Genomic DNA, 12,667 nt, shown 5'->3' with positions numbered 1-12,667 from the left:
TGGATTGACAATGATATTTCTAATTTCAAGGAAAATAAAATGGCAAATACAGACTTGGTAACTTATTACGGTCAAACCGAAAAAATCGACCAGTTAGTTGAAAAACATGGTGCATATTTAGAACAACTGGACAGAAAAACCAAACTTATGCTACGTACAACTTTGTCGCAATATGTTTTTATGCAGCGAATATGTACTCCTGAAGATTATTCTTTAACAGAAGCTTTGAAAGATGGAGACTTTGAGAGATTCCTGTGTGATGGTATTCCAGAAGTGTTAATAAATCTCTGTTCTGAGCTAAATGGACTAACAGCGCACGAAGCAGAAACGATACTTGAAGCTTTACAACATCAATTGCGTTGGGGCAATGCCCGATTATTGACGATTCAATAACTAATTACAGCATGAAAACTATGGAAACATATCTTGTTTTTGTTGACGCTGTTAACAACAGTAACAAATTCTGGAGTGCGAAAGTTGAAGGCAGTAGTTTGACTGTTGAATGGGGACGAGTGGGTTACAATTCCCAGAAGAAAGTACATTCTCTCTTGAACCATCAGCAGGCTGTCTTTAAATTTCACAATCTGGTAGCCGAAAAAAAATCTAAGGGCTACAGAGAAAGTCAGCCACAAATGGATGGCGATCGAAGTATTTCAGATATCAGACGAGCGATACAATTACTAAACACTATACGCCTGGCTGTTGCAAACAGGAACTTTGGTGATACTTACATATCTGCTCTTAATGAGTATCTGAAAATTGTCCCAACACCTTTGGGGATGCAGATAGATTACCACAGAGTTTACCGCACAGTAGAAGATATTGACTATCAGCGAGAGTTACTCAACTCTCTGTTAGCGACATCTGCACCAATTGTCGCTGTGGTAGCTGTTGGTCATGCCCCTGAAGCAGCAGCAGAAACGGCAGTTGTCAGTCTTAAGACTATCAGTAAGAAGTTCTGGCGACATTTATAAACGAATTACCACAAAGCTTCTTTAATAGTAGTTTTGTGGTAATTTTTTATCGTTGAAAATTAAAATAACGAGTGAATATGGCGAAAATAATTGTTAGTTCTTGGGAATCAGAAGGGTATGGACATTTTACTCATACCCAACAAGAGATAACTTCTCAAGAAAGAAAAATAAGGGAAATATGTGACCAGTTAGGCATTAATTTCCCTGAAGTGGATATACAGGTTACATTACTTAGCACCCGAACACAGATTATCGCTGATGAATCTGTATTGGATCATGTAGAGCCGATTTAGTTTAGCGATGCGGACTGATTAAGTATATCCCTTAGTGCAGTATGCACTGGGAAATATTTCTAACCCACATTCCGCACCCTTAACTGTCACAATCTCTTTGCAGAATAATCGTTAAGAACCTTAATTTCCGAATGTGCAAGCATCTTGGTTCAATGGCGTAATTGCATTAGCCGAGTATATTCCAGTGCTTTGGAGGATGTCACGTTAAAACATTGACCAAGAACGAAGACGACCAATAGTGACCGGAACCTCATCACTGACATCCACAGTAAAGCGATACACCTTACGAGCGCGCTGATTCTGTCTTTCTGGGTCAAAAAATGCGAGTTTCACATCCCAACACTCAGACTCAGGACGACATAAGGGACTCTTTTCCACCTCAATGGTGTCGAGCTGCATATTTTCATTCGCTGCTTGTTGGAATACTTGTGCTAATTGGAAGGCATTGGTCGCTGCGTAATTGATGGCACGCTCTTGGGGTGTTTTGCCCAAGTTACGCAGTTCATAATAGATGCGGTCAAGAAAATTCTGAATCCCTTCGGCTCTATCCTCGTAATCTTGTCGTGCGGCGTTATCTGCTGGAGGTTCACCTAAAACGCTTCTGATTAAAGCGGTAGTAGACCAACTGTACATCCCCCGAATTGTCGGGACTATTCTAGGTACTGTTATCCCTGACTGGAGCTTGATACTGCCAATGCTGATTCCAGGAATGGAAACCCGCTCTACTCCCTCATCTAGTTGCTCACTCAGGAATTGGCGCAGCATTTCATAACCTTTTGGCGCATAAGGGCCAGCAGGTTGAATCGCATAAACTGGGGTTGCTTCCTGGTTGAGTGTCCAAATAATCGAGCCTGATTCCCAAGGTTGAGCTTCAAAATTAGCTAGAAGCTGGCGAGGATCTAGCGGGTTCCAGGAATCTTCTTGCGCTAGTCTACCATCTTGTACTAAAGAATCTTTTCTTGCTTCGCTACCAAAGTCGTATCCTATTGTTCCCATAGCATAAACTAAAGATCCTGATTTGCTATCATAAACACTTGCTTTGACAGAATCGCTATTTTTGCTCTCTGCGGGTAACATCTGGGTTGCTGAGATTGATATCTCCCCTGTAAGTGACTTTGCTGTTTCGATGGAAGATCCCATAACAGAGGGAGAGACTGTTTTTGTATCAGGTATTATACTTTCCACAGCAGTAACAATTTCTGCCCCTTCATCTGCGACAATAACTGACGGGGTTAACTCTCTTAACTCTTCAAGGCGTTTCCAAGCAATTTCCAGATAATAGGAACTCAGTTCAATCCCAATAAACTTTCGCTCATGCTTCAAGGTTACAAAGCCTACTGTTCCTGAGCCACAGAAGGGATCGAGGATGGTATCTCCTACTTGTGAACCAGCCAGAAGGCAAGACTCGATAAGTTGTGTTGGTAAAGGATCAAAACCATAGCCTGGAAGTGCCGCTTCACGGTTAATATGTAGTACATCGCTCGGCAGTACCTCGGCATTGTAATAGAAATGCTCGGTCTTGCTAAACAGCAGGATATGGTCATCACGTTCGCCCGGTTTGTCTGGTTTAACCCAAACTATATCTTTTCGTAGTAGCCAACCATTAGCTTTGAGAGCCGAAATCAAATTCTCTATGATGCTGATGTCTGCTGCTATTGACTTCCGGGTTTCCCCAATAATTAACCACACTGTGCCCTGATTTTGTAGCAGCCGACGCAATTCTTGAAATAGTTGAACTAGCTTGGGGGACTTCCAAAGAATAAATTATTCCAAGAAAAACAAGAGACAGGTTTTCTCAAGAATGATAATCATTTTAAGGGGGGCAGATTCTATGTTACTCAGGTTCTTCAAGGTGTTTGGATGTATTGCTTTGTCCATCTTCTTAGATGGGCGGGGTAGTTGTGCGATTCGTTCAGATGTTCATCTTGGCGGTCGAATGCTTTGAGTAGCTTAACTGGCATTAGGATCGGATAAGGTAGTTACAACGATACAGATGACACCACAAGACGCACGACAATATGCCCCGGCAACCGAACGCAACCGCGAAGCAATTCTAGAAATACTTTTAAAAGTATTACCTAGCAGTGGTACGGTCTTAGAAATTGCTAGTGGAACAGGTGAACACGCAGTCTATTTTGCGTCTAGACTCATAGATTGTATGTGGTTGCCAACAGATGCAAATCCACAAGCAAGAGCCAGCATTGTTGCATGGACTGAACATAATGGATGTAAAAACGTTTATCCACCACTGGAGCTTGATGCTAGAGAAGCAGTATGGGCAGTGGAGAAGGAAACAGTAACCGAGTTGCCCAATAACTCACCAATTGTCGCCATCGTCAATATCAACATGATTCATATTTCAGCGTGGTCAGCTTGTCTGGGACTAATGGCAGGTGCAGGTCGTATCTTACCAGTAGGAGGTATCCTTTATTTATATGGGCCTTTTAAACAAGGTGGAGAACATACAGCATTAAGTAATGCCGCATTTGATGAATATTTGCGTGTTCAAAACCCAGAGTGGGGTGTGCGTAACTTAGATGATGTAGTGGCAGCAGCTAGGCTAGAGCATTTGAGCCTTCAACAGGCTTACCAAATGCCAGCAAATAATCTTTCGGTAGTGTTTGAACGGACAGCGAATGTCACTTTTGAGTAATGCTTAGAGCAATCCTTGAGCGGGAGTGCAACGAGCGCAATTTACAGACGTGAGCATTGTGAGGGCATGAGCTACGCCGTAACCAACCAATCGCACACCACAGACGTACACCCGTCTGCAAACTTAACCCAAAGAAGAGCCATTGCCCCAGATATGCGTTCCATATTGGCTCACCATCAGCAATTAGCGAAGGTTAAGTATAAATAAGATCGCTCATTTTTTAGGAAAGTAGACAGTAATCTTAAGAGTGTTCGCTCATAACTTAACGGTTAAATAGATCGCAAATTACCTCGAGTCATCTCTTAATTCAGCAACACCCCGATCACCATGCTATCGACACTTCATTCTCTCTGGCACTGGCTAAAAGTGGGTAGTCCGAGCCTACTTATCATTTACCTCGGTTTGATATCGCATCCTACGGAAGCTTGGGCTTGGAAGCCGACCACCCATGTCTACCTTGGCAAACAGGCTCTTGATGATGCCTTAGACGACGGCAAAGTTACGATTCCTCGGGTGAACTATGATAATGGGCAAATTATTGGAGAAGTCGATACCTACCAAGTCGATCCCAGTATTCTTGCCGCCCTCCGCAGCCATGCTCCCCAATACCGTGCTGGAATTTTGGGACCCGATGCCTATCCCGACATCTTAACTGGGCAGCAAGTGATACACCCATCCTCGTCAGATACGGGAATTACCGGGGGGGCGGATGCTTGGCTGACCTATCTATGGAACCGCGCAAACGTCACTAATACCGCAGCAGTTCGGGCATTTACGGTGGGCTACCTCACCCATGCGGCTGGGGATATGTACGGTCATACCTTTGTCAATAATTTCTCGGGCGGCTCCTTTGCCATCACGCCACCCGCAGGACCTGCAAATGCAGTGAAGCATATCGTTCTAGAGGGCTATGTTGATAAACGTATAGATGCCAGTGCCCTGGACGCCAATTTTTTTAATGTCAGCATTAGTGGTGTTGACGACTTTATTTACCAAAACATGGTCGATGCTCGACCGGGAACATCTCTGGATAGTCAGCTACTACGAGCTGGAGGTAATGGCACAGACTTTTCCATTCCTCGGATTTATTCGACCTTGCGGGCTAATCTCCAGCGCGATATCGATGCTTACTATGCCAAAAAAGCGGACTATGATCGCCGCGCCAATGCCTGTCGCCCCTTGGACTTTAGTTGTAGCCGAGTGGCCATCCTAGCTGAAAAAGCGGCCTACGTCGCCGCTAATGGGATTCAAGTCACCTACAAAGAAGCATGGCGGGATGACATTGACAGTGGTCTTCGGGCTTGGCCTGGGGTTAGCCATGAGGTGGCAAAGGCACTGTTTTTTAACCCCGGTCGATCAGCAGACACGCAACAAGCGGAAAATGTGTTGCAGCGATATGTCACGGATCATTTACTGTCAATGTCAGGAGCTCCTGATTTTGTCGGTCTGACTATTGGTGTAGTCACCGATATTATCGACGCAATTACACCAGACTTTCTTCTCGAACCGATCCGTAAACTGAAGGAAGATATGCTGAATACGTTGCTAAAGTCTGCGATCGGCATGACCAAGCAGGAGCTGAAGGAATACCTCACAAGCCCAGACCAATACTTCAATCAGGTTTTAGGTAGTGGAGCCGGCGAAAATACCAGCTTGCAACGCTTCAACGCCGATTACCTGAAGATCAACGATACGGGCTACACCAACCCCAGCGAATACTTCAATCCCAATGTGGTGCCTGCAACCTACAACACGATCGTTATGAGCAAACTGATTCTGCTGAGTCAAAGTGAAGTGAATCGTTTACTGAGCGATCTAGGAAGTTCTGCGCGTCTCCAACAGCCGAATGTCATGCTGGGGTTTATTAGCACCCTGGATGGCGACAATCAGTGGTCGAATGGCATGGTCTTTGCCCAAGATTGCAACGCTTATCGCCAGATTTTTATGAAACAGCCTGCTGAAAAAAGCTCTTGTTCTCAATAGATGTGCCGATGCCTGAATTAGTTAATCCAAGAACAATGGAAGAAAGATTCCGCGCAGTTAACGGTTGGGCAGACAGGAATGGTTACGCGGGGGCATCTGCCACCAGTTGAGCAAATCCATCCGGGTAAACCTCCTCAAACTCAACCATCACCCCCCACCTTTCATCACTCGTCAGCGTACTGAGTAGCTCTTGTAAGTAGCCAGATTCCACAACGGCTGATGCACAATGGGAATGTCATACCATTTGCCATGTCATTTCCTGCCCCGCCCCCAAAGGTACAAGCCCAGATTCCATAAATGGAACTTCATCAGGAATGCGCCAAGTCGTTTTGGACAAGGTAATTCGCTCGGTATTACGCGGCAGTTGATAAAAATCTGGGCCATAGAAGCTAGCGAACGCCTCCAGTTTATCCAGGGCTTTCACGCTTTCAAATGCTTCGGCATACAACTCAAGGGCGTGCAGAGCCGAAAAGCATCCCGCGCAGCCACAGGAACTTTCTTTGCTGGTGCGGGTATGGGGAGCGCTATCGGTACCGAGAAAAAACTTCGGATTCCCCGATATTGCCGCTTGCAACAAAGCCTGACGATGCTCCTCCCGTTTCAAAATGGGCAGGCAATAAAAATGGGGGCAAAGGCCGCCTTTGAACAGAGCATTACGGTTAAACAACAAATGTTGTGGCGTAATTGTTGCTGCGATGGTGTTGGCAGACAGGACATACTGCACCGCATCCGAGGTGGTGATATGCTCAAGCACCACCCGCAGGTTGGGAAATCGCTGCTTGAGAGGGATTAAATGTCGCTCGATAAACACCTTCTCGCGATCGAACGTATCAACATCGTTATCGGTCACTTCCCCGTGCAGTAATAACGGCATGTCCACCTGCTGCATTGCTTCAAAGACGCGATCACCCTTTTGAATATCCGTCACACCGGAGTCTGAGTTGGTCGTTGCACCGGCTGGGTAGTACTTGACCGCTTTGATAAACTGAGATTCTTTCGCCCGGAGAATGTCGTCGGGGCTGGTGTTGTCGGTGAGGTAGAGCGTCATCAATGGCTCAAACTGTTGGCCTTCTGGAATGGCGGCGAGGATGCGATCGCGATAGGCTGCCGCATCTGCCACCGAGCGGATAGGGGGCTTCAAGTTCGGCATGATGATCGCGCGGGCAAACTGACGCACCGTGTAGGGCAGAACCGCTTTCAGTGCTGCACCGTCGCGCAGATGCAGATGCCAATCGTCAGGTCGGGTGATGGTAAGCTTTTGCATCCTTTCATTATAAAACGGCAACAAGGGCTTCATGAGAATAGGGGCGATCATCCATATCTGGTATGGGATTAAAATAAAAAACAGTAGAAGTGACTGAATCGTTCGCTTGAAAAAAACACTTATAGTGTGGAAATGTCCAAAAATAAATTAGCCAAAAAACAAAAACCAACGTTCCAGTCAGGCTCCCCATCAGCAACGCCCACAGCCGAGCCTATTGGGGAGACAAGCTGCTGGTAGAACTGACCTGCGCTGTCGAGTCCTTGGCGCAGTTTCAGGCTTAACCCCTTCAATCCTTGGACTTTAATGTAGTATTAGATTTTACTAATTAATCAGCGAAATTCAAGCCAGTGTAATTACTGAGAAAGAGAGAGGGGAAATGTTGAAGAAAAAACTTTTCCCCACAAAGCCATGAAGTCAAGAAGTCTATTTTTTACTAACTCAAGCAATATGTAACGCAAGTTGTTGCTGAGAAATTCTCGAAAAAATTACGTTAGATACTGCTCCGATTAAGGCTGACCAAGAAAGTCTCCTTTGCCAAGTTCTACACCGCAGTGCCTAAGAATGTCATACGCTGTTGTGACATGGAAATAAAGGTTTGGTAAAACAAAATATAGGAGAAATGGCATTCCTTGAAAAGAGAGAGTATTGTCACGCATCTGTAGGGTAATTTCTCTCTCTTCTGAACCGTCAATTTGCTCAGGTTTAAAAGTTTTTATTTGAGAGATAGTTTTTTGAATGCGCTCAATAAGTTGAGGAAATGTAGTTTCATTGTCCTCGAATTTAGTGGGACTTCCAAAGAATAAATTATTCCAAGAAAAACAAGAGACAGGTTTTCTCAAGAATGATAATCATTTTAAGAGGGGGGAGAAAAGGGGTTGCCGAGGGCAACCCCTTTTCTCCCCCTCATTTATGCATGAAGAATCTATACACTTGTCGTCTGCTTTGAAGTTAAACAGTGTAAAATTAGTATGTTTTGTAGCTAAATAAATGCTGTTATTAAAATCAAATAATTTTTGTTTTACTACAACAAATATCAATAAACCAATTACCTAAATTTGGGAAAACTTCATGAGTAGAATCGGTTAGCCGCTCAATCTGTTTTTCAATTTGAGCCATAGCTTTTTTTGTAAGCTTTACCCCATTCTCATAAGTTTTGTGTACTAGCTTAACTACTGGATGTTTTCCTTTCCATTTCATAGTACTAGCAAACTTTAAAGCCGTCTCCACTTCTTCTATTATGCTGCCATTCCAATGATTTTCTAGTATTGCCCATGTCCTTTCTATCGGATTATATTTGCTATGATAGGGCGGATAGTAAGCTAAACGTATATTTACTTGATGTTTTTGGGCAAATTCTACTATACGCTTCATAAATTGGGTACGTCTTGAACTGTTCTGTGGCCCATTATCTTGATTGAGAAGTAGGGTTTGAATATCGGAAAAACGATGCTTTTGTTCTAACCAAAAATCTTCTAAAATATCAACAATAAAATCGCTTGTAACTTTCGATTCTGTAAAGTACAAAAATAGTTCATCAAGCTCTGGAAGAAATATCCCATAGGGAGTTACAGTTGTTTTCGGATTATAATCATGATCATCAGCTTTCGCCCCATCGCGGCTTTTACCTCCTCTATCAAATGAGCCAATTTTAACGCGGGCTTTTCCGTCCATACTTAGACGTAAAACACTCTTATCTTCCGAAGCATCTTGATTTATTATGTCTAATTGCTCAAAGATTGCGTCAGTTTGTGGGATTTTTTTTGAGGTTGAACTTTCTTCACTCTTCTGAGCTTGTAACCTAAACTATTTAATTTTACGCGAATTGTTTCTGATGTATGTAAATTCTCATCACTATAACCATACTTTTCAATTAATTGCTTTCTAACTTCAGCGGCACTAAGTCTGGTATATAATCTTTGGCTTTTGAAACTCGGATCAGTTTGACTATGGAAGTCAACTAAATTTTTTATGTCTTCTAAAAGATTTGGTAGGTGTTCTTCTGCTTTATAACGTCCTTTTCCGCTCATATTATCAACACAAGTAATACCACTTTTTAATTCTCTTGTCCCTTTCCGAATTGTATCTCTATTCCATCCTAGTTCTGATTGTGCAAGCCTTTGCCCTCCTAAACCTAAGCCCTGAACTGTCTGTGCCATAAATTTACGCTTTTCAGCACCTTTCAATTGAGATGCAGTTTCAATCAACAACTTTTTAAGAGAATCAGTTAATACTATAGTCACCAGTTGCCACACTCAAAAACTCAATCATTATTCAAATTACTACAAAAGGGGATGAAGGGGCTGCCGACGGCAGCCCCTTCATCCCCACTTAAAATGATTATCATTATTGTTAATGGAATAGTTTATTTTCTGGAAGTCCCTGGTAACGTACTGTTCCAGAGTTGGTTCTACTCCGAACCCAGTGTATCTTTCTGAGGCGGCTTCTTGCCCAGCCCAGTAGGGTGGTGAGGTAATGCAGCAATTAACACTCTGGTCTGGTATTGTGCCTAGCATCTCTAAGCTATCGCCTAGCAGTAGGGTTACTTTATCCATAAAGAAGAGTTACCTTTTCAATGATTTGCCGATTGAATTGTTGCCAAACCTGGATAGTTTTTCAGCTTGTTGAGAATTTAGATAAAATTCCCTTCTGTTCTTCACACCAGCTTTGCCACATTTTTTTATATGCTTCTTCTAACTGTCGAGTGAACGCCGCCCCATCGCATAGTGGAGAATGGGAAATGCGATCGCGCAAAGTAGCTCTTAGATCGGCTAATCTCGGCAAATCTGATGCTAATTCCACCGCTAAAGCTTTGTAGTTGCTGGGTGTATCGGCGATCAACTCATCCAGACCTGCATTGTGCAGATGGCTGATAGTATGTCTTACAGTGACGACATTTCCAGGCATGGCAATCACAGGAACTCCCATCCACAGCGCCTCACAGGTGGTTATACCTCCAGAATAGGGAAATGGATCAAAGGCAAGGTCTACTTGGTTGTATTTCTCTAGCAATTCGTTGTGACACACCGAACCACACAGTAAAATTCTGGAAGGGTCAACTCCCCGATCTGCAAACAGAGTATGAATGCGTTGGCGCGGTTCATCTTGTCCGAAAGCTTTAGATTGAAGCAGTATTTGAGAATTGGGAACTTCTTTGAGAATCTCAGCCCAGAGGTCAATTGCCAACCGTTGGATCTTTGCTATATAGTTGAAGCAACCAAAAGTGATGATTCCCTGGTTGAGAGCAGGTAGGGAACTGACTGGGGGTGCATAAGGCGGTGCTTGATAGATAGCATAGGCATTGTTGAGGCGCACGACTTTTTCCACGAAGAACTGTTCGTATTCTGGTGGTGTGTGGATGCGATCGCTCAAAACATAGTCTATAGTCTCTAAACCAGTAGTCATAATCGGCCCTCCCATCCAAGTCACTTGAATCGGTGCTGGTTTGCGAGCAAAGGCCAGCAAATGTCCGCCTCCTGTGAAGCGGTTCATATCCACAAGGATATCAATCCCATCAGCACGAATGCGATCAGCAAGAGCTTCATCAGTAAGTCCTCGAATTAACTGCCACTCGTCAACATTGGCTTTAATTCGGCGAGAATGCTCATCCTCTTTTTCAATATCTACATAACAGCAAATCTTGAACTTTTCCCCATCATGATTGGCAATCACCGCACCTAAAAAAAATCCGCCGGGATGAGTCCGAAGGTTAGCTGAAACGTAGCCGATAGAAATTCGCCGTTTAGAAATGGGCGGATTCGAGAAATGCACATTTTTGGGAATTAGTGCTTTACTGTGGCGTTGGTTCCAGGCGACAATATCTTCGTTAACTGCTTCAACTTGGCACGACGATAAATAATGCTGGGAAAAAATCAGGTTAGCAGAAGCCTCAGCCAGTTCTGGATTGATTGATAGTGCTTTTCTGTAGTGCTTCAGCGCCTCTTCGACTAAGCCCCAGTCTTTGAGAATATTGCCTTTAGTAACATGAGCCTCGGCAAGTTCTGGGTTGATTAATAAAGCGCGATCGCAAGCCTCAAGAGCCTGCTGGTATTGGCTCTTGTTCCATAAAATTGATGCTATATTAGCGTAGGCTTCTGCAAAGTTGGAGTTAAGTACAACAGTTTGCTGATAGGCAGAAAGTGCTTCTTCCACCTGACCGATAGAGCTTAGAGCAACACCAAGATTATAGTGAGCTTCAGGCAGTTCTGGTGCTAATTCTATCGCCCGTCGCAGACTGCTAACTGCTTCTTTTAAAATTCCCGCCCTCACCAAGGTTGCTCCTAGATTTAGGTGTACTTCACCTGACTCTGGTGCAAGTCGCACAGCTTCTCGAAATTGAGCAATCGACCCCTGTAAATCCCCACGATTGCCGAAAATTATCCCCAGAGCAATCCGTGCTTGGATGCTATCTGGAGTAAGTGCAACTACACGCTCAAAGCAAGCTTGTCCTGGAACATCTTTTCCCTGGGAGAATAGAGCGATACCGAGCCTAGTATGAACATCAGGATCATCCGGTGTCAGTTCTACTGCTTTCTCAAAGGAACCCAGAGCCTCTTGTGCTTTTCCGAATGTTTCTAGAGTTTCACCGAGGTTAATGTGTAGTCTAGCAGAGCCTGGACTTAAGCGAATTGCCTGTTGATAGCAGTCCACAGCTTCTGCCAACTTACCACTTTCTCTGAGTAAAGAAGCTAGATTGTTGTGAGCGATCGCTAATTTTGAATCAAGTGAAATGGCACGTCGAAATGATGCCTCTGCTGCATCAGGATTTCCAGAAGCCTTAAAAACATTACCCAAGTTGCAATGGTAACTCGCTTGGTTGTTAGATAATTCAATGGCGCGGTTAATCAACTCAAAAGCCGCTTGCAGAGTACCAGATTGAAAGTGCAGGGTTCCAAGAAGATGGAGAGCATCGGCGTGTGCTGGATCTAATTCCAGTATTTGTCTGTAAACAACTTCGGCTTGGGATAGTTCTCCAGCCCGATGATGTTCAACAGCCTGATTATAAAGTTGAACTGTTTTCGTAATTAATGTATCCATTAGAACAAAAAAACAAATTATGTAAAGAAAAGTAAACAAGGCTCAAACCCCTTTTCCCCCTGCCTTATCCCAACGATAATTATTTACGCCGACCTCCTTATAGGTTCATTTTTTAGGAAGAACACCATCCCTTATTAGGGATGGCATTCTTGAGTTTATGACCCTACTTTGCTCCTGGAATTAAGTCCAGTTAATTTCACACTTGATTCAACATCTCTCAATCCCAAAGCATAGAGATCAAACGGGGTGCTGTAGTTTAGCCGCCGATGCAATTTACGTAAGGATTATCACCATTGCAGCCTTTGGAAGATAGACCGATAAAACAGTACGTTGTCTGACAATTACTACCGCAGCACTGTGTATTAGTGCCAGAGGGGGTGATGCCTGCTTCTACTGTTAAAGCACTCAAACCTCTGAAAATAGGCTTAGATTGGATTGGAAGATTCATGATTTTTTGTCCTTAATT

General features: G+C 43.8%; 11 protein-coding genes and 2 pseudogenes. 5 read left to right on the top strand and 8 right to left on the bottom strand.

Annotation, left to right across the window (positions count from 1 at the left end):
• Window positions 1-39 precede the first annotated feature (39 nt).
• The 3 genes from ANSO36C_RS31825 (at window position 40) to ANSO36C_RS31815 (ending at window position 1,267) form a co-directional block, all read left to right on the top strand.
• A complete protein-coding gene (locus tag ANSO36C_RS31825; RefSeq protein ID WP_251960587.1) occupies window positions 40-393 on the top strand; it encodes a hypothetical protein in 354 nt (117 codons plus the stop codon).
• A gap of 20 nt (window positions 394-413) precedes the next feature.
• Complete coding sequence (locus ANSO36C_RS31820) at window positions 414-974, top strand: WGR domain-containing protein (RefSeq protein ID WP_251960586.1); 561 nt, start codon at window positions 414-416, stop codon at window positions 972-974.
• 77 nt (window positions 975-1,051) lie between these two features.
• Complete coding sequence (locus tag ANSO36C_RS31815) at window positions 1,052-1,267, top strand: hypothetical protein (RefSeq protein WP_251960585.1); 216 nt, start codon at window positions 1,052-1,054, stop codon at window positions 1,265-1,267.
• Window positions 1,268-1,471: 204 nt separating this feature from the next.
• On the opposite strand, the gene ANSO36C_RS31810 is transcribed toward ANSO36C_RS31815, so the two are convergent.
• Window positions 1,472-3,028 (bottom strand): cyanobactin maturation protease PatG family protein, encoded by a 1,557-nt coding sequence (locus ANSO36C_RS31810; RefSeq protein ID WP_323374635.1) that lies wholly within the window; start codon window positions 3,026-3,028, stop codon window positions 1,472-1,474.
• Window positions 3,029-3,260: 232 nt separating this feature from the next.
• On the opposite strand from ANSO36C_RS31810, the gene ANSO36C_RS31805 reads away from it, so the two are divergent.
• Both ANSO36C_RS31805 and ANSO36C_RS31800 read left to right on the top strand, forming a co-directional pair.
• Window positions 3,261-3,920, top strand: a complete 660-nt coding sequence (locus ANSO36C_RS31805) for a DUF938 domain-containing protein (RefSeq protein WP_251960583.1) — start codon at window positions 3,261-3,263, stop codon at window positions 3,918-3,920.
• Between the two features lie 327 nt (window positions 3,921-4,247).
• A complete protein-coding gene (locus tag ANSO36C_RS31800; protein WP_251960582.1) occupies window positions 4,248-5,903 on the top strand; it encodes a hypothetical protein in 1,656 nt (551 codons plus the stop codon).
• A gap of 82 nt (window positions 5,904-5,985) precedes the next feature.
• Here the strand turns inward: ANSO36C_RS31800 and ANSO36C_RS34050 are convergent, their stop codons facing one another.
• The 7 genes and pseudogenes from ANSO36C_RS34050 to ANSO36C_RS31770 all read right to left on the bottom strand — a co-directional run bounded on the left by ANSO36C_RS34050 (window position 5,986) and on the right by ANSO36C_RS31770 (window position 12,649).
• Window positions 5,986-6,114, bottom strand: coding sequence for a hypothetical protein (locus tag ANSO36C_RS34050; protein WP_267145377.1), 129 nt, complete (start codon window positions 6,112-6,114; stop codon window positions 5,986-5,988).
• 24 nt (window positions 6,115-6,138) lie between these two features.
• Window positions 6,139-7,167 carry a dihydroorotase gene (gene pyrC / locus ANSO36C_RS31795; protein WP_251960757.1) on the bottom strand — a complete coding sequence of 343 codons (1,029 nt, stop codon included), beginning with the start codon at window positions 7,165-7,167 and terminating at the stop codon, window positions 6,139-6,141.
• A gap of 506 nt (window positions 7,168-7,673) precedes the next feature.
• Window positions 7,674-7,949, bottom strand: a pseudogene (locus ANSO36C_RS31790) (DUF1993 domain-containing protein); the annotation flags it as partial.
• A 220-nt stretch (window positions 7,950-8,169) separates the two neighbouring features.
• A pseudogene (locus tag ANSO36C_RS31785) lies at window positions 8,170-9,194 on the bottom strand (ISAzo13 family transposase).
• Window positions 9,195-9,485: 291 nt separating this feature from the next.
• A complete protein-coding gene (locus ANSO36C_RS31780) occupies window positions 9,486-9,719 on the bottom strand; it encodes a hypothetical protein (RefSeq protein WP_251960581.1) in 234 nt (77 codons plus the stop codon).
• Between the two features lie 61 nt (window positions 9,720-9,780).
• A complete protein-coding gene (locus tag ANSO36C_RS31775) occupies window positions 9,781-12,201 on the bottom strand; it encodes a tetratricopeptide repeat protein (protein WP_251960580.1) in 2,421 nt (806 codons plus the stop codon).
• A gap of 256 nt (window positions 12,202-12,457) precedes the next feature.
• Window positions 12,458-12,649, bottom strand: a complete 192-nt coding sequence (locus ANSO36C_RS31770) for a hypothetical protein (RefSeq protein ID WP_251960579.1) — start codon at window positions 12,647-12,649, stop codon at window positions 12,458-12,460.
• Window positions 12,650-12,667 lie beyond the last annotated feature (18 nt).

The sequence above is a fragment of the Nostoc cf. commune SO-36 genome, assembly GCF_023734775.1.
In the GTDB taxonomy this organism is placed as follows: Bacteria; Cyanobacteriota; Cyanobacteriia; order Cyanobacteriales; family Nostocaceae; genus Nostoc; species Nostoc commune_A.
Note: the sequence above shows the minus strand (reverse complement) of the source record. Positions and strands in the feature narration are given on the sequence as shown.